18 protein-coding genes are annotated in these 23,350 nt (G+C 70.7%); 12 read left to right on the forward strand and 6 right to left on the reverse strand.

Features of this window, described 5'->3' with window-relative positions; genetic code table 11:
- Positions 1–40: 40 nt before the first annotated feature.
- Both OG990_RS19025 and OG990_RS19030 read left to right on the forward strand, forming a co-directional pair.
- Positions 41–1,051: a serine hydrolase gene (locus OG990_RS19025; protein WP_406076496.1), complete on the forward strand. Its 1,011-nt coding sequence runs from the start codon at positions 41–43 to the stop codon at positions 1,049–1,051.
- 113 nt (positions 1,052–1,164) lie between these two features.
- Entirely contained in the window at positions 1,165–2,307 is a 1,143-nt protein-coding gene (locus OG990_RS19030) for an MBL fold metallo-hydrolase (protein ID WP_406076498.1), read from the forward strand.
- A 13-nt stretch (positions 2,308–2,320) separates the two neighbouring features.
- Here the strand turns inward: OG990_RS19030 and OG990_RS19035 are convergent, their stop codons facing one another.
- Positions 2,321–3,832, reverse strand: a complete 1,512-nt coding sequence (locus tag OG990_RS19035) for a deoxyguanosinetriphosphate triphosphohydrolase family protein (RefSeq protein ID WP_406076500.1) — start codon at positions 3,830–3,832, stop codon at positions 2,321–2,323.
- A 150-nt stretch (positions 3,833–3,982) separates the two neighbouring features.
- Here OG990_RS19035 and OG990_RS19040 point away from each other — a divergent pair, with 150 nt between their 5' ends.
- From OG990_RS19040 to OG990_RS19050, 3 genes are all read left to right on the forward strand, one after another.
- Entirely contained in the window at positions 3,983–6,490 is a 2,508-nt protein-coding gene (locus OG990_RS19040; RefSeq protein WP_406076502.1) for a Tex family protein, read from the forward strand.
- Between the two features lie 305 nt (positions 6,491–6,795).
- Positions 6,796–7,680 (forward strand): aminoglycoside phosphotransferase family protein, encoded by an 885-nt coding sequence (locus tag OG990_RS19045; protein ID WP_406081820.1) that lies wholly within the window; start codon positions 6,796–6,798, stop codon positions 7,678–7,680.
- A 34-nt stretch (positions 7,681–7,714) separates the two neighbouring features.
- Positions 7,715–8,182: a hypothetical protein gene (locus tag OG990_RS19050; RefSeq protein ID WP_406076504.1), complete on the forward strand. Its 468-nt coding sequence runs from the start codon at positions 7,715–7,717 to the stop codon at positions 8,180–8,182.
- Here OG990_RS19050 and OG990_RS19055 read toward each other — a convergent pair.
- Positions 8,112–9,059 (reverse strand): DUF389 domain-containing protein, encoded by a 948-nt coding sequence (locus OG990_RS19055; RefSeq protein WP_406076505.1) that lies wholly within the window; start codon positions 9,057–9,059, stop codon positions 8,112–8,114. The genes OG990_RS19050 and OG990_RS19055 overlap by 71 nt on opposite strands.
- A gap of 244 nt (positions 9,060–9,303) precedes the next feature.
- On the opposite strand from OG990_RS19055, the gene OG990_RS19060 reads away from it, so the two are divergent.
- The 4 genes from OG990_RS19060 (at position 9,304) to OG990_RS19075 (ending at position 13,832) form a co-directional block, all read left to right on the forward strand.
- On the forward strand, positions 9,304–9,996 hold the full coding sequence (locus OG990_RS19060) for a sugar transferase (RefSeq protein ID WP_406076507.1): 693 nt from the start codon (positions 9,304–9,306) through the stop codon (positions 9,994–9,996).
- 22 nt (positions 9,997–10,018) lie between these two features.
- Positions 10,019–11,167, forward strand: a complete 1,149-nt coding sequence (locus OG990_RS19065) for a DegT/DnrJ/EryC1/StrS family aminotransferase (protein WP_406076509.1) — start codon at positions 10,019–10,021, stop codon at positions 11,165–11,167.
- Positions 11,164–11,808, forward strand: coding sequence for an acetyltransferase (locus OG990_RS19070; protein ID WP_406076511.1), 645 nt, complete (start codon positions 11,164–11,166; stop codon positions 11,806–11,808). Before OG990_RS19065 ends, OG990_RS19070 begins: the two co-directional genes overlap by 4 nt.
- Positions 11,809–11,957: 149 nt before the next feature.
- Positions 11,958–13,832 (forward strand): polysaccharide biosynthesis protein, encoded by a 1,875-nt coding sequence (locus tag OG990_RS19075; protein ID WP_406076512.1) that lies wholly within the window; start codon positions 11,958–11,960, stop codon positions 13,830–13,832.
- 166 nt (positions 13,833–13,998) lie between these two features.
- Here the strand turns inward: OG990_RS19075 and wecB are convergent, their stop codons facing one another.
- The 3 genes from wecB to OG990_RS19090 all read right to left on the reverse strand — a co-directional run bounded on the left by wecB (position 13,999) and on the right by OG990_RS19090 (position 17,352).
- Positions 13,999–15,123 carry a non-hydrolyzing UDP-N-acetylglucosamine 2-epimerase gene (wecB, locus tag OG990_RS19080; RefSeq protein ID WP_406076513.1) on the reverse strand — a complete coding sequence of 375 codons (1,125 nt, stop codon included), beginning with the start codon at positions 15,121–15,123 and terminating at the stop codon, positions 13,999–14,001.
- 67 nt (positions 15,124–15,190) lie between these two features.
- Entirely contained in the window at positions 15,191–16,318 is a 1,128-nt protein-coding gene (locus OG990_RS19085) for an NAD-dependent epimerase/dehydratase family protein (RefSeq protein ID WP_406076515.1), read from the reverse strand.
- Positions 16,312–17,352: a polysaccharide biosynthesis protein gene (locus OG990_RS19090; RefSeq protein WP_406076517.1), complete on the reverse strand. Its 1,041-nt coding sequence runs from the start codon at positions 17,350–17,352 to the stop codon at positions 16,312–16,314. Before OG990_RS19090 ends, OG990_RS19085 begins: the two co-directional genes overlap by 7 nt.
- Positions 17,353–17,730: 378 nt before the next feature.
- Here OG990_RS19090 and OG990_RS19095 point away from each other — a divergent pair, with 378 nt between their 5' ends.
- Genes OG990_RS19095 through OG990_RS19105 form a run of 3 tightly spaced genes read left to right on the forward strand, consistent with a single transcriptional unit; the run spans position 17,731 to position 21,733 of the window.
- Positions 17,731–19,149, forward strand: coding sequence for a lipopolysaccharide biosynthesis protein (locus OG990_RS19095; RefSeq protein ID WP_406076519.1), 1,419 nt, complete (start codon positions 17,731–17,733; stop codon positions 19,147–19,149).
- Between the two features lie 17 nt (positions 19,150–19,166).
- Positions 19,167–20,516 carry a glycosyl transferase family 1 gene (locus OG990_RS19100; protein ID WP_406076520.1) on the forward strand — a complete coding sequence of 450 codons (1,350 nt, stop codon included), beginning with the start codon at positions 19,167–19,169 and terminating at the stop codon, positions 20,514–20,516.
- A 20-nt stretch (positions 20,517–20,536) separates the two neighbouring features.
- Positions 20,537–21,733 (forward strand): glycosyltransferase, encoded by a 1,197-nt coding sequence (locus tag OG990_RS19105; protein ID WP_406076522.1) that lies wholly within the window; start codon positions 20,537–20,539, stop codon positions 21,731–21,733.
- A 22-nt stretch (positions 21,734–21,755) separates the two neighbouring features.
- Here OG990_RS19105 and OG990_RS19110 read toward each other — a convergent pair whose 3' ends face one another.
- On the reverse strand, positions 21,756–23,072 hold the full coding sequence (locus OG990_RS19110; RefSeq protein WP_406076523.1) for a hypothetical protein: 1,317 nt from the start codon (positions 23,070–23,072) through the stop codon (positions 21,756–21,758).
- Positions 23,073–23,350: the final 278 nt, after the last annotated feature.

Here is a 23,350-nt window from a genome sequence, read left to right on the forward strand (position 1 = left end):
GGCCGGTAAGCGCTTCGGCGCACCACGACGGGAGAGACGATTGACTATCCGGCTGAACCGCAGGACGGCGCTCGGGCTGGGCACGGTAGCCACCGCCGGTACGGTGCTCGGCGCGGCCGCGCCGGCGAGCGCCGCCGAGGGCACCGAAGCCGTCCCGACCACCCCCGCCAAGGCCGCCAACCGGGTCGCCGCCGCTTACACCCGGCACAGCACAGAGGCCGGGGGCAACTGGCAGGCGTACGTCAGCGTGGCCGACCCGACCGGCCCGCCCGTGGTCGCGGTGACAGCCGATGCGGACCGGCGGATCGAGGCGTACAGCGTCAACAAGATCGCGGTGGCCACGGCGGTCCTGGACAAGGTCGACCGAGGGCTGCTGACCCTGGACCAGCGGGTCGAGGTGACCGCGGCGATCGTCGTGCCGGGCGGCGACGGCATCTTCAGCCTGGATGGCGCGTACCCGAGCAGCGTGACCCTCGGGCACGTGCTGGCCGCCCTGCTGACCGTCTCCGACGACACGGCGGTGCGGCTGTGCGGGTCGGTCTGCCCAGCCGCCGAGCTGAACGCCATCCTGGTCGGCAAGGGCTTCCCGAACACCCAGGTCGAGCCGGTGGCTAACCCGAACCGGTTCTTCCTCGGCACCAGCACCCCCCGGGAGACGCACGACCTGCTGCGCGCCCTGGTCGCCGGCACCCTGCTCTCCCCCGCCTCGACGGCGTTCCTGCTGGGGCTGCTGCGCTCCCCGGTGGCCTTCACCGACGGCATCCGGCGCACCATGTCCTCCGACGAACGGGCGCGTATCGCCACCAAGGCCGGCTGGTTCGCCGACGCCCGGCACGAGGCCGGGGTGATCTTCGACCGGTCCGGCGCCGCGGTGCTCACCTACGCGCTCTTCGCCGACGGGCAGGCCAACCCGGACGACTTCGGCGCCACCCACCCGGCGGTGCAGGCCCGGGCCGCCATGGGCCCCCGGTTCCTGAAGGCGGTGGACCGGCTCGCCGGCGCCGGAACGGCGTACCGGACGGCGGCACGGCGGCCCAGCAACGGCGGCTGAGCCCGGCACCGGATCGGTCGCCGAAGCGGCGACCGATCCGGTGCGGCGACCGCCGACACGCGAGCCGACCCGGGTGACTACCGTGTAGTGCGGGACACTGCGGAGGGACGGCGATGGCACCAGCTGAGCGCACGGACGTCGAACGGTCACTCGGGCGACGGATGCGGGGTGCGGCCGGACTGGCCGCGCTGGCCGGACTGGCCTGGGCGGCCCGGGACGTGCCGGCGGCACTCGGCGGCCGACTCACCGGGGCCCGGGCTGAACGGGCGGCCCGCTCGCCGCAGTTTCGCGACGGCACCTTCCACAATCAGGCCGGCACCCGCACCATGATCGCCGACCCGGGCCGCAACCTGATCCGCGAGCTGATCTTCGGCAAGCAGAAGCGGCGCCCGAGCACCGCGGTGCCGCTGCTGCGCCCGAGCGCACCACAGGCGACCGACACGACCGACGAGCTCACCATCGTCTGGTACGGCCACGCCTCGGCGCTGATCGAGATCGAGGGTCGGCGGGTGCTCCTCGACCCGGTCTGGAGCGAGCGCTGCTCGCCGTCGGGCCTGGTCGGCCCCCGCCGGCTGCACGAGCCGCCGGTACGCCTGGATGAGCTGCCCCCGCTGGACGCCATCCTGATCTCCCACGACCACTACGACCACCTGGACATGGCCACCGTACGGGCGCTGCTGGTCGGGCAGTCCGCACCGTTCCTGGTGCCGCTCGGGGTGGGCGCGCACCTGGACCGGTGGGGCGTACCCGCCGACCGGATCATCGAGCTGGACTGGGCCGAGTCACACCGGGTCGCCGGGCTGGAGATCACCGCCACCGCCGCGCAGCACTTCTCCGGCCGGGGGCTGCGCCGCGACGGCACGCTCTGGAGTTCCTGGGTGGTCGCCGGCGCCCGACGCAAGGTCTTCTACACCGGCGACTCCGGCTACTTCGACGGGTACGCGGCGATCGGCGCGGAGCACGGACCGTTCGACGTCACGCTGATGCAGATCGGCGCGTACGACCGCGCCTGGCCGACCATCCACATGTTTCCCGAGGAAGCGGTCAACGCCCACCTCGACCTGCGCGGCGGGCTGTTCATCCCGGTGCACTGGGCGACGTTCAACCTGGCCCTGCACGACTGGTCCGAGCCGGTGAACCGGCTGTGGGCCGAGGCGAAGGCCCGCGACGTCCGGCTGGCCGTGCCCCGCCCGGGTGAGCGGGTGGTGGTCGACGACCCGCCCGCCGTGGACGGCTGGTGGCAGGCCGTCGCCTGACGGGGTAGGCCGGTCAGAGCACGAAGGCGTCGGTCCAGAGCGCTCCGGAGCGGCCGGAGAGCGCGTCCAGCATGGCCACCGCCTGGCCGTCGGTGAGCTGCGCGACGAAGTCCACGATGGCCCTCCCCCGGGCCCGGCCGATCCGGTCCGGGGTGCGCGGATGCAGCTCCGCCTCGGCCAACTCGACCAGGTCGTGCAGCCGGCGGGGTAGCCGGGACTCCTCCTGCGGGTCGAGCAGCCACTCCCACAGCGCCTCGACCAGGGTGCCCAGCAGCCGGGCCTGGCCGCGCTGGTGCAGGGCGAGGTCCGGGCGGGCCAGCACGAACCGGTGGTGGACGAACTTGAGCACCTGCACCTCGTGCCACTGGGCGCAGCCGAGCAGCACGTACCCGGAGCGCACCGACGGCTGATCGGTCACCGTGATCGCCTCGACGAAGCGGGTGGACCAGCGGGCGGAGAACCGGGCCACGTACTGCTCGGCCTCGATCGAGCCGTCGAACGGCATCGCCAGCAACCCGTCGACCAACTCCTCCCGGACGTGCTCGACGGCGGCGGCGAACGCCTCGTCGTCGGCGATCCAGGCGTCTTTGCCGTGCAACTGCCGGCGCAGCCGCTCAATGGCCGCACCGGGCCGCCGGGCCGCGGTGGCCAGCGCGGCGTCGGTGATCGCCCGGAAGTGCCCGCTCTCCCGCTGCCAGGCCATCAGCTCGGCGGAGACCGAGCCCTGCTGGAGCACCCCGACCCGGTAGAAGTCCTCCACGTCGTGGATGGCGTACGCGATGTCGTCGGCGGTGTCCATCACGGACGCCTCCACGGTCTGCTGCCAGTCCGGGATGCGGCCGGCGAACGGCTCCCGGGCCTGCCGCAGGTCGTCGAGTTCGGTCCGGTACGCGCCGAACTTCGACGAGCCGCTCTCCGGGTCGTCCGGCGGCGGGGTGGCCCCGCGCGGCGGCGGGTCCATCGTGCGGGGGTGTGGGTCGGGATGGTCCAGCCGGGTCCACGGGTATTTCAGCATCGCCGCGCGGACCGCGGCGGTCAGGTCCAGCCCGGTGGTGGCCGCGCCCCGGATCTCGGTGCTGGTGACGATCCGGTACGACTGGGCGTTGCCCTCGAAGCCGTCGGTGAGGCCGAGACGCTGCCGGGCCAGCCGGTCCAGCACCCGCTCCCCCAGGTGCCCGAACGGTGGGTGACCGAGGTCGTGGGCGAGCGCCGCGGCCTCCACCACGTCCGGGTCGCAGCCGCCGAGCTTGTCCAGCAAGGCGCGCCACCGCTCGTCGGCCGTCAGCCGCTCGGCGATCGCCCGGGCCACCTGGGCGACCTTGAGGCTGTGGGTGAGCCGGTTGTGCACCAGCAGGCCCGAGCCGACCGGGCTGATCACCTGGGTGACACCGCCCAGGCGGGCGAAGAACGGCGAGCCGACGATCCGGTCCCGGTCGGCACGGAACGGGTTGCCGGTGAGGTCGCCGAGGGCCCGGGCGCTGCCGCCGAAGAGCCGCCGGGCGCGGGGCTCCGCAGCTGTTTCCATGATCGCCACGCTAGCGCAGGCCCGGCGGGGCCGCCGCCGGGTCGTCCCGGCCGGGCGCGGCGATTCAGCTCCGGCCGGGCGCAGCGACAGCGCCCAGGGCCGCCCGGCACAATGCAGGGCGGTACCCACTTCCGAAGGCGGATCGAGATCGTGACCCAGTCTGTTCATCAGCGGATCGCCGACGAGCTCGGCGTGGCCGAGCGTCAGGTGCGGGCGGCCGTGGAGCTGCTCGACGGCGGCGCCACCGTGCCGTTCATCGCCCGCTACCGCAAGGAGGCCACCGGCCTGCTCGACGACACCCAGCTGCGCACCCTGGAGGAGCGGCTGCGCTACCTGAGGGAGCTGGACGAGCGGCGGGCCGCGGTGCTGGAGTCGATCCGCGGCCAGGGCAAGCTGGACGAGGCCCTGGAAGCGCAGATCATGGCCGCCGACTCGAAGTCCCGCCTGGAGGACATCTACCTGCCGTACAAGCCGAAGCGGCGGACCCGGGCGCAGATCGCCCGCGAGGCCGGGCTGGCGCCGCTGGCCGAGACGCTGCTGGCCGACCCGACCCAGGACCCGAGGGCCACCGCCGCCGGGTTCGTCGACCCGGAGAAGGGCGTCGCCGACGCCGCCGCCGCGTTGGAGGGCGCCCGGGCGATCCTGATCGAGACCTTCGCCGAGGACGCCGACCTGATCGGCACGCTGCGCGAGCAGATGTGGTCGCGGGGCCGGCTGGTCTCCCGGGTACGCGAGGGCCAGGAGACCGCCGGCGCCAAGTTCGCCGACTACTTCGACTTCTCCGAGCCGTACCCGAAGCTGCCCTCGCACCGGATCCTGGCCATGTTCCGGGGCGAGAAGGAGGGCGTGCTCGACCTGACGATGGAACCGGAGGAGGCGGGCGAGGCGGACGCCGCGCCGACCGGCCCGAGCCGGTACGAGGCGGCCATCGCCGGCCGGTTCGGCGTGTCCGACGCCGCCCGCCCGGCCGACCGCTGGCTGGCCGACACGGTCCGCTGGGCCTGGCGTACCCGGATCCTCATCCACCTCGGCGCGGACCTGCGAATGCGGCTGTGGCAGGCGGCCGAGGAGGAGGCGGTACGGGTCTTCGCCATGAACCTGCGTGACCTGCTGCTCGCCGCGCCGGCCGGCTCCCGGTCCACGATGGGGCTGGACCCGGGCCTGCGGACCGGAGTCAAGGTGGCCGTGGTGGACGCCACCGGCAAGGTCGTCGCCACCGACACCATCTATCCACACGAGCCGCGCCGGCAGTGGGACGCCTCGATCGAGACCCTCGCGCGGCTGGCCGGCGCGCACGGGGTGGAGCTGGTGGCGATCGGCAACGGCACCGCCTCCCGGGAGACCGACAAGCTGGCCGGCGACCTGATCAAGCGGTTCCCGCAGCTCAACCTGACCAAGGTGGTGGTCTCCGAGGCCGGCGCGTCGGTCTACTCGGCCTCCGCGTACGCCTCGCAGGAGCTGCCCGGGATGGACGTGTCGCTGCGCGGCGCGGTCTCCATCGCCCGTCGGCTCCAGGACCCGCTCGCCGAGCTGGTCAAGATCGACCCACGGTCGATCGGGGTCGGCCAGTATCAGCACGACCTGTCCGAGGTGAAGCTGTCCCGGTCGCTGGACGCGGTGGTGGAGGACTGCGTCAACGCCGTCGGGGTGGACGTCAACACCGCCTCGGCGCCGCTGCTGACCAGGGTCTCCGGGATCGGCGCCGGGCTGGCCGAGAACATCGTGCTGCACCGGGACGCCAACGGGCCGTTCCGGTCGCGTACCGAGCTGAAGAAGGTGGCCCGGCTCGGGCCCAAGGCGTTCGAGCAGTGCGCCGGCTTCCTGCGCATCCCCGGCGGCGACGACCCGCTGGATTCCTCCAGCGTGCACCCCGAGGCGTACCCGGTGGTGCGCCGGATCCTCTCCAGCACCGGCCAGGACCTACGCTCCGTGATCGGTAAGAGCAGCATCCTGCGCGGGCTGCGGGCGACCGACTTCGTCGACGAACGGTTCGGCCTGCCGACCGTCACCGACATCCTGGCCGAGCTGGAGAAGCCGGGCCGCGACCCGCGGCCCGAGTTCCGTACCGCCACCTTCGTCGAGGGGGTGGAGAAGATCGGTGACCTGACGCCCGGCATGGTGCTGGAGGGCGTGGTCACCAACGTGGCCGCGTTCGGCGCGTTCGTGGACGTCGGGGTGCACCAGGACGGTCTGGTGCACGTCTCGGCGATGTCCCGGACCTTCGTCAAGGACCCCCGCGAGGTAGTGAAGTCCGGTGACGTCGTCCGGGTCAGGGTGCTGGACGTCGACGTACCCCGCAAGCGGATCTCGCTGACCCTGCGCCTGGAGGACGAGCCGGGGGCACCCGCCGGTACGCGGGACGGACAGGGCGCCCGCGGCGACCGGACCAGCCAGGACGGGCGCGGCGGACCGGCGCAGCGCGGGTCGCAGAGCGGACGCGGCGGGCCCGACCAGCGCGGCGGTCAAGGTGGTCGCGGCGGGCAGGGTGGAAGCGGCGGGCAGCAGCGGGGCGGTCAAGGCGGCGGTGGCGGTCAGGGTGGCCGTGGCGGTCAGGGTGGCCGTGGCGGTCAGGGTGGCCGTGGCGGGCAGGGTGATCGCTCGGCGGCACCGGCCAACGATGCGATGGCGGACGCCCTGCGCCGCGCCGGCCTGGCCTGACCGACCAGCGGGGCCGCACGCCTCGCCAGACCTGGCTCGGGATGTCGCCCCGCACGGGCGGCATCCCGGGCGCCCCCGGCGCTCTGCTCACCTCAATGGCCGGCCCGTCCAGTCCCCCACGGCAACCTGTCGAGCTGCCCCATTTCTGGGGCAGAGGCCATGGGGCGGTCCAGATCTGAGGCAGCTCGACAGGAGACTCAAGGCGTCGGAGGGGAAAGGGTGGGCCCATGGGGGGAAGGGGCGGGCCTCGAGAAAAAATGGGGTCGCCCGGCCCCGGAGTGGTGAGTGATGATCTCGCGGTGAAAATGCATGCCGACCAGGTCGACGTCACCGCGGATGTCGTCGCCGCGCTGGTGGCCGAGCAGTTTCCCGAGTGGCGGGCCCTCCCCGTCCGTCCGCTCCCCACGACCGGCACGGTGAATGCCCTCTTCCGGCTCGGTGCGGAGATCGTCCTGCGGTTCCCCCTGCAACCAACAGCCGACCCCGAACTGCGCGCCGAGCTGCGGCGGGAGCAGGAGCACGCCCGGCTGCTCGGCCCGCACCTGCCGATCGCGGTGCCCGAACCGCTCGGCCTCGGCGAGCCGGGTGAGGGGTATCTCGGGCCGTGGACGGCGTACCGCTGGATCCCCGGCGAGCCGACCCAGCCGAGCCGGGTCGACGACCTGGGCGCCTTCGCCCGTGACCTGGCCGGCGTTGTCATCGCCCTGCACGGCATCGACACAGCCGGTCGGGCCTGGCCGGGGTTCGGCCGGGGCGGACCGCTGGCCGCCCAGGATGCCGGTGTGCGGTCAGCCCTCGCCAGCAGTGGCCAGCTCACCGACACCGCCCGGCTCGCCGAGGTGTGGGACCGCTGCCGGGACGCTCCCCGGCACGACGCCGGTGACGTGTGGATCCACGCCGACCTGATGCCGGGCAACCTGCTGGTCCGCGACGGGCGGCTGGCCGCGGTCATCGACCTCGGCACGGTCAACGTGGGCGATCCGGCGGTGGACCTGATGCCGGCGTGGAACCTGTTCGACGCCGGGTCGCGAGAGACGTACCGGCGGGCGCTCGGCGTGGACGATGCGACCTGGGAACGCGGGCGCGGCTGGGCGCTGGTACAGGCGATCAACGCGCTGCCGTACTACGTCGAGACCAACCCGGTGATGGCCGCCATCGCCCGGCGCACCCTGCTCGCCGTACTCGACTGAGCCAGGCCACACGTGCGGGCGTACCGTCGGCGTCGTGACTGAGCAGGACGGCCGGGAGTGGCGGGAGCGCCAGCGGCAGGCGGTGCGGGCGCACGCCGACGCGGAGGCTCGGCGGCGGGCCGCCGAGCAGGCCGAGGCGGCGGAGTTGGTGGCCTGGTTCGTGGCCGAGGCGACCCGGCGGGGGCTGCCCACCACCCGGCTGATGGCCCGGGGCTACGACGGGCGCGGGCGCTACCGGACCCGGCTGACCGGCTGGTACGTCGACCGGGCCGGGACCCGGGCGGTGGACGTGGCAGGCCGGTTCCACCTGCTGACCGTGCAGGGCGGTCTGCGGGCCTGGCTGTTCGGCGTCGACCCGCAGCCCAGCCCGGCGCCGCTGGTCGTCGGCGCGGGCGGCCGCGACGGCGAGTCGATCCCGTTGCGGACCCTACTCACCCGGCTGCTGGGCGACGGGACCGACGGGCCACGTTCCACCACGAGACCTGCTGCACCACGAGGGTGAGCAGCCCGGCCAGGACGATGGCGCACAGGTTGATCACCAGTTGGAGGGCCGACCCGGCCGCCTCGTGCCAGACCCCGTAGGCGGCGGCCACCGCCACGTTCGCCGCGGCCGGCACCGTGGTCACCGAGATCAGCACCCCGACGAGGCTGCCCGACTTCTTCGAGGTCAACGAGAGCATGCCGGCCACCCCGGCGAGCAGGCCGATCACCCAGGACAGCGCGTCCGGTCGCCAGATGAAGTCGGTGAGCGGGCGGTCGGCGAGCAGCATCTCCCGGTTGACCAGGCCGACGGCGGTCAGCGCCCAGGTGCTCAACATGGTCGCCACCATGGCGGTCAGGAAGCCGACCGAGAGGGCCTGCACCGAGCGGCCGATCACCCCGAGCCGGCGGCGCAGCAGCGCCACGCAGAGCGCGGCGAGCGGGCCGAACTCCGGACCGACCACCATCGCACCGACGATGAGGATCGGCTGGTCCAGTAGCACGCCGATACCGGCGATCATGGTGGCGACGATGAGCAGCACCAGGTAGGTGCCGGACAGCTCGGTCTGCTCACCGGTCTTCGCCGCGATCTCGTCCCACACCACGGCGTCAGCGCCACTGCCGGGCGCCTTCTCCGCCGCCCGGTCGGCCGCCGCGGAGATGGTCAACTCGACGTCGTCAGCGGCGATCCCGCCGCGCGCCTCCACACCGAGTTGCTGCAAGCCGTGCAGGACGCTGTCGGCGCTCTCCCGGACCACGTCGCACTGGATGAGGTCGCCCCGGGGCTGCCGGGCGACGCCGGGCAGCACCACCAGGTGGGTCACCCCCGGCTCGGCGGCCAGCAGGTCGGCCACCGCCACCGACTGGTCCGGCGGAGCAATCACCCTCAGGTGCAGCACAGTCTTCCCCCTCGCCCGACCGGCCAGTTCTCCACTCGCCCGACCGGACGGTCGCGACCCTACCGCTCGACCGCTGACGGCACGGACCGCAGGAGGGCGTACAGCGAGGCCGTGTCCATGCGCGCCGTTTCGGGGTTGATCGGGGCGAAGCAGCCTGAGTGTCGGCATTCGGAGTTGCCGACCAGCTTGTGCTGGTAAAACCCTTAATTAGTCGTTAAGTCGCTTTCTCGCGGAGGTCGGATCGGTGCCAGTGCCTGGTGGTCTCGCGAACGCCCCCGAACACCCCCTGCTGCTGCCCCGACCCGCGCCGGGCAAGCGCGTCTTTGACGCGATCCTCGCGGCCGTACTGCTGGTGCTGGTCACGCCGCTGCTGGTGGTGGCGGCGGTCCTGGTCATGGTGGGCCTCGGCCGCCCGGTGCTGTTCCGCCAGTGCCGCGCCGGCCTGCACGGCCAACCCTTCGAGGTGATCAAGTTCCGCACCATGCGGCCGCCCAACCACGGCCGCGGCCTGGTCGGCGACGGCGACCGGCTCACCCCGCTGGGGCGCTGGCTGCGCGCCACCAGCCTGGACGAGCTGCCCACGCTCTGGAACGTGCTGCGCGGCGACATGAGCCTGGTGGGCCCGCGCCCGCTGCTGCCGGAGTACCTCGATCGCTACTCCGCCAGCCAGGCCCGCCGGCATGAGGTACGGCCCGGCGTCACCGGCCTGGCCCAGGTGCGCGGGCGCAACAGCCTGAGCTGGGAGGAGAAGCTGGACCTCGACGTGCAGTACGTGGACAGCCGGAACCTCCGACTTGACCTGTCGATCCTGGCCGCGACCGCGCGCACCGTGCTGCGCCGCGACGGCATCAACGCGGCCGGATCCGCGACCGCGCCGGAATTCCTCGGTACGCACCGGCGCCCGGCGCCTCCGCAGCGGGACCGGACACCGGCATGACGATCCCCCAGGGAGCCGGCCGATGAGCCAGACGATCCACCTGTCCGCGCCCGACGTCGGGCCGCTCGAGGAGTCGTACCTGGTCGCGGCCCTGCGTTCGGGCTGGGTGGCACCGGCCGGCCCGGACCTTCAGGCGTTCGAGCGCGACATCGCCGAGCGGGTCGGCACCGGCGGAGCCGTCGCGGTCAGCTCCGGCACCGCCGCCCTGCACCTGGCCCTGCTCGGCGTCGGGGTCGGCCCCGACGACGTGGTCATCGTGCCCACGCTCACCTTCGTGGCCACCGCGAACGCGGTCCGGTACATCGGCGCGCGTCCGGTCTTCGTCGACTGCGACCCCCGGACCGGAAACGTTGACGTCGGCCTCGCCGCCGACCTGCTGCGCCGGCTGCGATCGCGCGGCGAACGGGTCGGCGCGATCGTCCCGGTGGACATGTTCGGCAGCTGCGCCGACTACCGCGCCCTCGTCCCGATCTGCGACGAGGCCGAGGTGCCCCTGGTGGAGGACGCCGCGGAGGCCCTCGGGGCCAGCCACCGGGGACAGCCCGCCGGCTCCTTCGGGCATGTCGGTGTGCTCTCGTTCAACGGCAACAAGATCATGACCACCTCCGGTGGCGGAATGCTGGTGTCCGACGACGCCGCGCTTCTCGACCGGGCCCGCCACCTGTCCACGCAGGCCCGCGAGCCGGCGCGGCACTACGAGCACCGCGAGACGGGCTACAACTACCGGCTCAGCAACCTCCTCGCTGCGCTCGGCCGGGCCCAGTTGCTCCGGCTGGACGGGATGATCGCGCGACGCCGCCAACTGCGCGACCACTACGCCAAGCTCTTCGCCCCGGTGCCCGGCGTCCAGCTGCTCGGCGTGGAGGACACCGAGTCGAACTGCTGGCTCACCGTCATCACGGTCGAGCGGGAGCGGTGCGGTTGGCGGGCCGACGACCTGGCGGCCCACCTGGCCGAGCGGGACATCGAGACCCGACCGGTGTGGAAACCGATGCACCTGCAGCCCATGCACGCCGGCGCGGAGAGCCTGCTGACCGGCGCGGCGGAGCGGCTCTTCGCCGACGGGCTCACCCTGCCCAGCGGGAGTGCCCTGACCGAGCCGCAGATCGCCCGGGTGTTCACTGCGATCGACGAGTTCCTGACCGTCCGGACGGGAGGGTCCACGGCGTGACGAGGGGACTGGTGGTGGTCGGCTGCGGCGGGCACGGCCGGGAGCTGCTCACCATCGCCCGAGCGGTGAACGAGGCCGCCGACCGGCCGATCTGGCAGCTGCTGGGCGTCGTCGACGACCGACCCACCGAGGAGAACCTGAAGCGGTTGCAGCGACTCGACGTGCCGTACCTCGGTGACGTGGCCTGGTTGCGCGACGCTCCCCCGGGCACCCGACACCTCATCGGCGTCGGGGACCCCCGAGTCCGTCGCGCCATCGGGAAGCGGATCGACGGGTACGGGATCTCCACGGCGAGCCTCGTCCACCCGGACGCCACCATCGGGCCGGACACCGAGCACGGACCGGGGTTCGTCGCCTTTGCGGGGGCCCGGGTCACCACGAACGTCACCATCGGCCGGCACGTACATCTCAACCAGAACGCCACCGTCGGCCATGACAGCAGCCTCGCCGACTACGTCTCGGTCAACCCGCTCGCCGCGGTGTCCGGTGACTGCCACCTGGCCGAGGGCGTGCTGATCGGGACCACCGCCGCAGTGCTGCAGGGCCTGCGGATCGGGCGGGACAGCACGGTCGGGGCCGGTGCCTGCGTCGTCCGGGACGTACCCGATCAGGTGACGGTCAAGGGCGTTCCGGCTCGCTGAGGGCCACCGGGACAGACAGCATATTCAACTCGTCAAACCCGAAAACGCCCAACAATGCTGTTTTGGCATGTAACAAGGACAAAGAGCCTAGAGGCTCCTTCTGCCGGTGCGGGCGGAAGCAGTCGTGCGACGGGACAGGGAGCCAGCACATGCCGCAGGACACCGAGAACACGCGAGACGCGGACCGGCAGACGCGACGGGCCAAGGCCCGCCAGCGCACCGCCGGATTCCTCGCCACCGACACCACTGCCTGGGTCGGCGGGTTCGTCGCGGCCGCGTGGACCCGGTTCGAGTTCCAGCTCCCCCCGGGCCAACTGGGCCGGGCGGCCGCGATCGGCGTCGCCGCGGCGGTCATGCACGTGGCGGTGGCGGCGTTGCGCCGGCTCTACTCCGGACGACACCCGCTGGGCAGCCTGCAGGAGGTCCAGGGCGTCGCCGGCACCACCATCACGACGGCCTGCATCGTGCTGCTCGGCCTGCTGCCGTCCGGCGAACGGCCGGTTCCGGCGAGCACCCCGCTGGTCGGCGGCGCGCTCGCCCTGCTGTTCATGCTCGGCGCCCGGTTCCTGTACCGGCACCGACGCGACCTCGCCATGCGGCCGGATGTCCGGTCGTCGACGCCGGTGCTGCTCTTCGGAATGGGTGACGCCGGCCAGGGGCTGCTCCGCGCCATGCTCGGCGACCCGCGCGGTCGGTACCTACCGGTCGGCGCGCTGGACGACGACCCGGACAAGCGCGACCTGCGCATCGGCGGGGTACGCGTGCTGGGCGGACGGCACGATGTCGCCGCCTCGGTCCGGCGTACCGGCGCCACCGCCGTCATCTTCTCGGTGGCCAACGCGGACGCCGCGCTGATCCGCCAGATCCGCGAGGCCACCCTTGAGGCCGGCGCGGTGTTCAAGGTGCTGCCTCCGGTGCGGGACCTGGTCGACCACCGGATCACCGTCACCGACGTCCGGGACGTACAGATCAGCGACCTGCTTGGCCGCCGGCAGGTGATCGGTGACCTGCCGCTGAGCACCAACAGTCTGACCGGGCGGCGCATCCTGGTCACCGGCGCCGGCGGGTCGATCGGCTCCGAGCTCTGCCGTCAGGTGATGAAGGCCAACCCGGGTGAGCTGATGATGCTGGACCGGGACGAGTCGGCCTTGCACAGCCTTCAGATGTCGCTCGCCGGGCGGGCCATGCTGGACGGTCCCGAGCTGATCCTCGCCGACCTGCGGGACGACGAGGGAATCCGGCGGATCATCCGGGAGCGCCGCCCGGAGATCATCTTCCACGCCGCGGCACTCAAGCACCTGACGCTGCTGCAGCGGCATCCGGGCGAGGCGATCAAGACCAACGTCTGGGGCACCCTGTCCGTGCTGGACGCCTGCCAGGACGTGGCGAAGTTCGTCAACATCTCCACGGACAAGGCGGCCGACCCGATCAGCGTCCTCGGCTACTCGAAGCGGATCACCGAACGGTTGACCGCGCACGCCGCGTCCCGGTTCCCGGGTACGTTCCTCAGCGTCCGGTTCGGCAACGTGCTGAGCAGCCGCGGCTCGGTGGTGACGGCCTTCCAGCGGCAGATCGAGGCCGGGAAGCCGTTGACCGTCACCCACCCGGACGTCACCCGCTACCTGATGACCGTTCAGGAGGCTGTCCACCTGGTGCTTCAGGCCGCCGAGATCGGCCGGGACGGGGAGGCGCTGGTGCTCGACATGGGTGCCCCGGTCCGGATCGTCGACCTGGCCCGCCAGATGGCCGACCAGGCGTCCAGCTCCGTGCCCATCGTCTACACCGGCCTGCGGCCCGGCGAGAAGCTGCACGAGGACCTGCTCGGGACCGGCGAGGTCGACGCCCGGCCGTTCCATCCCCTGGTGTCCCACGTGGCCGTGCCGGCGCTGGACCCGATGGAGGTGAGCGGGCTCGACCCGCACGAGGACGCGGTGAAGGTCGTCGAGCATCTCGCGCTGCTCTGCACCCAGCCGACCGATCCCATGGTCGACGGTCCGCTGGGCGTACCACTGCAGTCGCGCTGATCGACCCGTCCGCCAACGGGGTGACGCCGGGGGGCGTCACCCCGTTTTCGGTACGGGAGTGGACCTCGTCGCGGTCAGGGTGCCCACGGGGGCGCGGATCAGACGCAGGTACACAGCAGGGCCGGCGACCGCAGGTGCGCGGTCGCCGGCCCTGGTGCTAGCCCGTTCAGCGACGAATGCCCGCCCAGTCGTGATGCCGGCGGACGGTGGAGAGGATGAAGTCGACCACCCGCCGGGAGGTGTCCGGCACCTGGTAGTCGACCGGGCAGGGCACCCCCTGCGCGGCGACCTGGGCCACGGTCACCTCGACCGCCTCGACCACGCCCTGCGGGTCGAGGCCGGTCATGATGATGCCGCCGGCGTCGAGCGCCTCCGGGCGTTCGATCGACTCGCGCAACGTCACCGCGGGGAAGCCGAGGATGGCGGCCTCCTCGCTGATCGTCCCGCTGTCCGACAGCGTGCAGTACGCCTTCGTCTGCAGGTGCACGTAGTCGAGCAGGCCGAACGGCTCGTGGAAGGCGATGCCGTCCAACGCGGTGGCGTCCGGAGCCGACGCCTCCAGCCGTTTGCGGGTCCGCGGGTGGGTGGAGACCAGCACCGGGAAGCCCCACCGGTCGCGCACCGCGACCAGGCAGTCCAGCAGCCGGCGGAGCCGGTCGGGGCGGTCCACGTTCTCCTCCCGGTGCGCACTGACCAGGAAGTATCCGCCCCGGTCGAGCTCCAGCTGACGCAGGATGCCCGAGCTGGCGATCGGCGCCCGGTAGTGCTCCAGCACCTCCCGCATCGGCGAGCCCGTGTGCAGGATCCGGCGCGGATGCAGGCCCTCGGCGAGCAGGTTGCGCCGGGCGTGTTCGGTGTAGACCAGGTTGAAGTCGGCCACGTGGTCGACCAGCCGCCGGTTGGTCTCCTCCGGCACGTTCAGGTCGAAGCAGCGGTTCCCGGCCTCCATGTGGTAGACCGGCACCCGCATGCGCCGCGCCATCAACGCGGCGATACAGCTGTTGGTGTCACCCAGCACCAGCAGCGCGTCCGGCCGCAGCTCGGCGATCGCCTGCTCCATGCCGACCAGCACGCCGCCGAGGACCCGACCGAGCGAGCTGGTGTCGACCTCCAGGAACCGGTCCGGCTGACGCAGCCGCAGCTCGGTGAAGAACACGTCGGACAGGGTCGGATCCCAGTTCTGTCCGGTGTGCACCAGCACGTGGTCGACCGTACTGTCCAGCCTGGCCAACACCCGGGACAGCCGAATGATCTCCGGCCGGGTACCGACCACCGTCATCACCCTGGTCATCGTCTACTCCGTCCGACCGTCAGCCTGAGCATCATGTCCTCGATCCGGTAAACGCCCAGCCGAATCGTCACGCCGCCGACTCCACCGGCTCGCGCAGCGCGCTCTCGACCGGCTCGGCGTACGTGTCCGGCCGCTGCGGGTCGAACAGCTCGTTGGTCCAGAAAAGGGTCAGCAGCTCGCCAGAGCCTGTGTTTTCGATCTTGTGGGCCCACATCGTCGGCATGTCCACCACCACCGGCGAGTCGCCGTCGACCGGGAAACGGACCACGTCGTGGTGGCCGACCCGGCGAAGGCTGATCTCGGCGCTGCCCCGGACGACCGCGAAGCGTTCCACCTTGGCCAGGTGGAAGTGCTCGCCCCGGGTGATGCCCGGGTGGGACGTGGAGCAGAAGGTCTGCCCCTGCCCGCCGTACGACTTGACCACCTCGGTCAGCTCACCGCGGGCGTCGGCGTGCCGCGGCAGCGGCAACGGGTAGTGCGCGGGGAAGCAGTGTGAACGGTAGGTGTTGAACAGCCGTACCGCGTGCCGGTCGGGCAGCGCCGGGATCTCGCCAGCGCGGTAGAGCGCGGCGTACCCGGCGAGCCGGTCGGCCATCTCGCGTACCCCGGTATGCAGCTCGGGCATCGCAGCGTCCCAACTGCCCGCGGTGGGAGCCCCCAGCAGATGGGCGGCGGCGTCGGTGGCGTGCACCAGGCGCAGCTTCCGGTCCTCGTGCACCTCCGGCTGGCCGCCGTCGGCGAGCAGCCGGCAGAACGTCGCCACCACGGAGTTGTAGAACGGCCGTCCGTGCTCGCCGTAGAGGTTGGGCAGCCGGACGTCGACGACGTCAAGGCCGGTGTTGGCGAGGGTCTCCGCGGCGACGGCCTTGGCGTCGCCGTACGGGGTGCCGTTGCCGGCCTGGACCGAGTTGGCGAAGACGACGGTTCGGGGCGGCACGGCACACCGGTTCAAGCCGCGGGCGAGAGCGGCAGCGAGCTCGACGTTGCCGGTCGCTACCTCGACCGGGTCGCCGCGGTTGACGCCGGCGAGGTGCAGTACCCGGTCGACGCCGGCCACCTTCGCGGCCACCGCCGCCGGATCGGCCAGGTCTGCTCGGGTGAGAAGCGTGGGTTCCGGCCAGCCGAGCGCCCGGGCCAGTACTCGTGTGTGCCAGCCGAGGAAGCCGTGGGCGCCGGTGATCGCGAGGTTCAGCATGTGAGGAGCGGGTCTTGGTGGGCCAGTTCCGCACGAACCTCAGGCAGGGTCAGCAGCAACTCGACGATCTGCGGCACATCAAGCTGCGGAGCGTTGGCCGAGTTGAAGTCATCCTCAGGCCCCACACCGATCTCACCCTCAGTCACATACAGGGCGTAGTTCAAATCCCGATCATCCACCGGCACCCGGAAGAAATCACCGAAATCCTCAGCCCGCCCGAGTTCCTCACGACTGGCCAACGTCTCATGCAACTTCTCACCATGCCGCACCCCGATCGGATCCACCTTCGCCGGCACATCAAAAAGCTGACACAACGCCGCCGCCAAATCCCCCACCGTGCACGCACTCGCCTTACGAATGAAAATGTCACCCGGACGAGCATGCCGAAACGCATGCTCCACCAGATCCACCGAATCCTGCAACGACATCAAAAACCGCGTCATCAACGGATTCGTCACCGTCGGCGCCCGACCCGCCTTGATCTGCTCGATGAACAACGGAATCACCGAACCCCGAGAAAACATCACATTGCCGTACCGCACACTCGACACCGTCGTCGGACTACCCGGATTATTCCGCGAATGAGCCTGAGCCACCTTCTCCATCAACGCCTTCGACATCCCCATCGCGTTGACCGGATACACAGCCTTATCGGTGCCCAACATCACCACCGAACTCACCCCGTTACGCTCAGCAGCCTCCACCACATTCGCGCTACCCAACACATTCGTCCGCACCGCCTCCAACGGGAAAAACTCACACGACGGCACCTGCTTCAACGCCGCGGCATGGAAAACGAAATCCACCCCACGCGCCGCCCGCAACACCGTGTCGTAATCCCGCACATCACCCACGTAATACCGCACCCGCTCATCACCGAGCACCCGCCGCATCGCATCCTGCTTCGCCTCATCACGACTGAGCACCCGCACCTCGCCCACATCACGATCAAGCAAACGCCCCACCATCGTCCGACCAAACGAACCCGTACCACCGGTGATCAACACCCGGCGACCAGAAGCCAGAAAAGTCAACACCACTCCTCAACGTCACTGGTGCGCGACAGCCCCAACACCCGCAACGACCCCACAACCAACCAGGAAACGCCCCAAACGGCCTGCACTCGATCTGTTGGGGACAGAATGCTGGATCTGGCGTTCTATGTCTCATACCCGCCTATACTGGTCGAAACTCGGACACGGCCAGGCCTGTCCGCGAACCACGCTCGCCGGGGCGCTGCAGGGGCTGGGGCGGGCGGCGGCGCCGCTGCCCACGTCGTGAGGGAGGCCGCACCCAAATCCCTCACCAGCAGTTATGCCCGGGAGGAAACCCCCAGCGCGAGGCCGCGTCGCGGCACCCGCATCGCCAGGCGCGTCCCTCCGGCGTTCGCCGCAGATCGATAGGACCGAAAGATGCGGGCCCCCGACAGCAGGTTCGAGCGGCAGGAGCAGCCGGACGCCGCATCACCCGGGCCTGGTCGGGTCGTCCAGACGGTTGAGCGGCCGGAGCCGGCCGCTCCCGCTCCCCCGAGCCAGAGCCGCGGCCGCCGGCTGCTGTCCTGGATCGCCACCGCAGCACTGAGTCGGGTGGTCAGCGCCCTCGTACCGCTCACCCTCCTCCCCGTGACCCTGTCGTACCTCGGCACTGACCTGTACGGACTCTGGGCCGCGGTGCTCGCGGTCACGGGGATGGTCGCTTTCGCGGACCTGGGCGTCGGCCTCGGGCTGATGACCAGGCTCGCGCCTTGCCGGGTGGACGGCGACACGGACACGGCTCGGCGGTACATCTCCAGCGCCTATGCGGCGGTCTGCGGCGTGGCGCTCCCGCTGTGTGGCCTGCTCTGGCTGTTCGGTGGGTTCATTCCGTGGCCGTTGCTCTTCAACGCCACCGGGGCAGCGGCGGAGGATGCGCACCTCGTCGCCCTGGTCTGCCTGACCGCTTTCCTCCTGAACATTCCACTGTCGCTGGTCGCCAGGGTTCAGTACGCGTACCAACAGGTGGCGGCCAGCAATATCTGGCAGGCGGCCGCGAGCGCACTCTCGCTGCCGCTCGCGCTCGGCGCGGTGTTCGCGGGATTTCCTCCGATAGCCGTGATCGCCAGCATCGCGGTCGCCCCGCTACTGGTCAACATCGCCAACACCGCGTGGACGTTCGGACGGCGCCTGCCACACCTGGCACCCCGCCCGAGATTCATCGACGGACGCGGGATCCGTGACCTGTTCGGCCTTGGCGGCCTGTTCTTCCTGGTAACGCTGGTGATGGTCCTGGCCGACAATGCCGACCCGTTGATCATCGCGCACGTCCTGGGCCTGGCCAGCGTCACCGCCTACGCGGTGCCGGCGAAGCTGTTCACCCAGCTCGGCGCGCTCGTGACGCTGGTGAACCAGCCGCTGTGGCCAATGCACGGCGAAGCTCTCGCCCGGGGGGACCTCGACTGGGTGCGCAGAACCGTCCGGCGCATGACGATCGTCTCCACGCTTATCGCATTGCTGCCATCGACCCTGTTGGTAATCTTCGGCGAGGAGCTCTTCGCCGCGTGGCTCCCTATCCCGATAGGAAACCGGTCACTACTGCTGGGCTTCGCCTGTTGGTGGATCGTACTGGCCGCGATCTCTCCGCGATTCATGGTGCAGAACGCGGCCGGAGTCGTACGCCCACAACTCTGGGGCTATCTGCTGTATCTGCCGCTTTCCATCATCGGCAAGCTGTACGGTGTGCACTGGTTCGGCGTGTCCGCGGCACCATACATCGCGGTCGTCATATACACCATCACGGTTGTCCCGGCCGCCATTTACGGCTACCGCCGGGCACTGACTCTGCGGTCCACATGAGAGAGGCGGATGCACTGATGCTGTTGGACGAGGATTTTCCGCGGGTGCTGGTGGTCAGCCACACGCCTTTCAGCCGTGTCAGCGGGACCGCGATGACCCTGTCGAACCTCTTCTCCGGCTGGCCGAAAGACCGCCTCGGGCAGGTCTACACCGGCAACATCGCGCCATCGACGGAAGTGTGCGAGAACTATTTCCACTTCCCGCCGAGAGACCACTACCTTCCCATCCAGTACTACTCCATGCGGATGCTCGGGTGGAACGGTCGCACGCCACTGCAACAGAGCCGGCCGATCGCTGCCGTACAGGCGGCGGCCGAAAAGCGACCCGGCATGGCCAAGGCGTACGCGCAACTGCGCGCGACCGCCGACCTGAGTCCAATCCGTGTTCCCCGGAAGCTGACCGAGTGGATGCGCGACTTCCGACCGGACCTTGTCTACTCCATGCTCGGCAGTGTGCGGCTGACGAGGATCACCGCACTCGCGGCACGCACGTGCGGCGTCCCGGTCGTGCCGCATTTCACGGACGACTGGCCGGCGACCCTGTACGACAACGGTGAACTCTTCGGGCGCGCCGACCGGGCGGTTCAGGAGGCGGTCGCCAGGCTCATCCGCCTCGCCCCGCTCGGCATGGTCATCAGTCAGCCGATGGCGGAGGAGTACTCCCGGCGCTACCGCATTCCGTTCAGCGCCTTCGCCAACTGCGTCGACGAGACCTTCTTCGCCGCGCCCCGGGACGAGGCGGATCAGCAGGGGGTGACGGAGCTGGTCTACGTCGGCGCCCTGCACCTCAACCGCTGGGAGTCACTTCGCGACATCGGTGCCGCACTGGACAGCGTGGCCGACGCCGGCCTGCCCGTACGGCTCACCATTCACTCCCCGGAGCGGGACCTCGCCCAGTACGGAAAGCACTTCGCCCACCTGGAGCGCGTACGCCTGGGGCCTTCGCTGACCAGTGACGAGGTGCCCGCGGCGCTACGGTCCGCGGCCGTCCTCGTTCACATCGAGTCGTTCGACGAGGAGATCCGGCGCTACACCCGTTACTCGGTGTCGACGAAGATCCCCCAGTACCTGGCGTCGGGCCGGCCCATCTTCGGCTACGGGCCCACCGAGGTGGCCTCGATGAACCACATCCGGGAAGCCAACGCCGGCGTGATCGTCGGGACGAGCGACACCGCGGCGCTGGTCCGCGGCCTGACGGATCTCTGCCGGGACGCGGGGCTCCGGGAGAGGCTTGCCCGCAACGGAATCGAGTTCGCGCGGCAGGAACACGCGAAGGAAGGCGTAGCCGCGCGGTTCGCCGCCACGCTGCGCTCGGCAGCAAGAGCCGAATCCGCCGTCTCCGAGGCCACCCGCAGGCAACTGACCTAGAAGCAAGTTGAGGTGCTGCGATGACACGCCGTTCACGTTGGATCGCCTGCGCAGGTCCATTCCTCTTCCCGTGGGGCGAGGCGGGGTCGCGACGGGTCTACGGCCTGGTGGCGTCGTTGGCCGCCGCCGGTTATGACGTGGTGGTCGCCGGCGGCGGTCCCGAGCCGCGGACCATGACCCCGCTACCCGGCGTCGACGGACCGGGCTCGGTCTCCCACATCGGCCTGGCGGAGAAGCCGCCACCGGAAGCTGGGCCGCTTGGCAGCTCGATACAGACTCTGCTGCGGTGGGGCCAGCGGACGGTCCGATGGCTGGACGCACAGCCGACAAAGCCGTCCCACGTCCTGGTGCACGGCGGCCAAGCCCAGTACATGTTCCACCTTCAGCGGTGGTGCCGCCGTAACAACGTGCCGCTGATCGTTGATGTCGTCGACTGGTTCAACGGGCGTTACGTGCGCGGCGGTTACCTCGGCCCCCTGCACGCCAGCATGAAACTGGCCATGCACTACTACTACCCCCGCTGCGACGGCGTCATCGCGATCAGCTCCTACCTGGAGGCCCACTACCGCCGCGCCGGTATGCCGATCCTGCGGGTGCCGCCCACCCTCGACGTCAAGAACCTGACCGTGGACGCCAGGCCGACGGTGGACGACTCGTCCCCCCTCACGCTCGTCTATGCCGGTAACCCGCACGGAAACAAGAAAGATCTCCTGGGCACCGTCATCGAAGCGGTGGGTCGCGTCCAGCGCGACGGCGCGAGCATCGAGTTGCAGATCTACGGCCCGACGCTGGGTGAGGTACGCAACCTGTTCGATGGCCGATCGTTGCCGGACGGGGTGCGCTGCCTGGGTCGTGTACCGCAGGCCGAGGTGGCGAGCGCCCTGCAGGGCGCCGACTTCAGCGTGCTCATCCGCCGGCCGGAGCGGGCGACGGACGCAGGCTTCTCGACGAAGTTCTGCGAGAGCCTGGCCAGCGGTACCCCGGTAATCGCCAACCTGACCAGCGACATGGGGAGATACCTGCGCCCCAACCGTGAGGGCCTGATCTGCCGAGACCACACACTGGCCGAGGTCACCGAAGCGTTCCGTGCTGCCGCGCGGCTGAGCGGTGAGCAGCGGGGCCTCATGCGTCAGGCCGCGCGGAGTCAGGCGCTCGAATCGTTCGACTATCGGGCCTATGCGGAGCCTCTCGGGAGATTCTTCCGACACTGGGACTGAAGCAGCCCGAGGTCACCCGCGCTCATCGCCAAGTATGCCGATGGCGATCCTGGGCCGCCCGCAGCTGCCGTTGTCCGTTGGAAAGCGCCTGCATCGCGTACAGCGCGAGAAGCGTGGCCATCCCGACGATCGACTCTGGCGCCATCCCGAGCTGGTTGTTCGCCGGCACATAGACGATGAGGATGCAGAGCTGCGCGAAGATCAATGTCGGGACCACCCGTCGAGAGGACACCGCCGCGCGCCACGAGCCGGCGAAGAGCCAGCCGACCAGACCCATGAACAACGCCGCACCGGGGAACGTGAGGTCCGAGGCGAGCCAGGGGTAGATGGTGGCCCAGTACATGCGCGCCGGCCACCCCTTCTCGTGCTCCGTCCGGTCGGGGTAGGGCGGGTGATCGGTCAGGTCCACCCCGGCGGTCTGCTCGGCGAAGATCGCCGCGGACGGCGAGCTACCGAGACCACGGGACCACTCGAACGGCAGTTGCAGGTTGTAGGAAAGCCCGAGATAGCCATGAGTCGGATAGCCGATCACGTCGGCAATGCCCTCGGCCACGGGTGCCCCCACCACACGCTCAACCGCAGGATTCACCTGCACCAGGGCGCCCGTGGTACCGAACTCGGTCGCCCGCGTCGCGTGGCTGTGGATCATGTAGGCGACAAGTAGCGCGAACGCCCCGGCGACCAGCACGAGCGCTCTCCGTCGCCGGGAGCGGGTCCGCCGGCGGTGTCGCACCGCGGCCCGAGCGACCAGCATCCCCGCCGCCAGCATGATGACGACGTCGCCGAGGCCTTTCGTGGTGCCGATGAAGAGGTAGAACGCCATGTGCAGCGTGATTCCGACCAGACCTGCGAGCCGCAGCCAGGTGGGGAGACTTCGCCAGTGGACCACCAGCAGCGGCACTAGAGCCACGCTGAGTACGCCGAGCGGAAACAGGAGGTTCATCCACGGGCTCGTGTTGCCGACGCCCTGCTGATAGACATCGAACTTGTTCAGATACCCGGTCGCGGGGGCCTGGATGCTTGCCCACACACTCTGCGGGCCGGTCGCGCCGAACTCCGCCAGCCGCGTCAGGCTCAGGACGACGTAGTAGACCGAACTGGCGAGAACCAGTTGACGCACTCGCCGGATCCGGTCGGTCGAGTGAGTCGGGGCAACCACAGGGGGCGGACGACGCGACATCTGCGCCGCGTATCCGCCGGCGAAGAGAGCGGTCGCCCCGATCACGAAGGTGCAGAGCTGACCCGGGTTGTCGACCTCGCGGGCCAACCCCGTCAGCCAGAACGCGCCGAACGTGCCGAGCATCCAGACCAGGGCCAGCGACAGCGGAAGCCAGGTCACCGTTCGAGAACTCGGCGATCCACGATCTGCCTCCGCTGACCAGGGTGGACCGTGCTCGGGCGGCCGTGACGCCGAGAGGTGCCAGTCGCGGGCGCCCCCGACCGGCGACCGATGCCGACCGCCGGCGGTTCCGTCGACGGTGGTCACCACAGCCCACTCCCGGCTGGTCGCCCCGCCGAGCGGCCCGCAGTGGACCGCCGCGAGTCAACACGGACGAAACTTTGCGATTCCACTCGCCAAACCTCCACACTATTTGGCGCCCAACGACCCTGTGCAGA

The sequence above is a fragment of the Micromonospora sp. NBC_00858 genome (genome assembly GCF_045207365.1).
In the GTDB taxonomy this organism is placed as follows: domain Bacteria; phylum Actinomycetota; class Actinomycetes; order Mycobacteriales; family Micromonosporaceae; genus Micromonospora.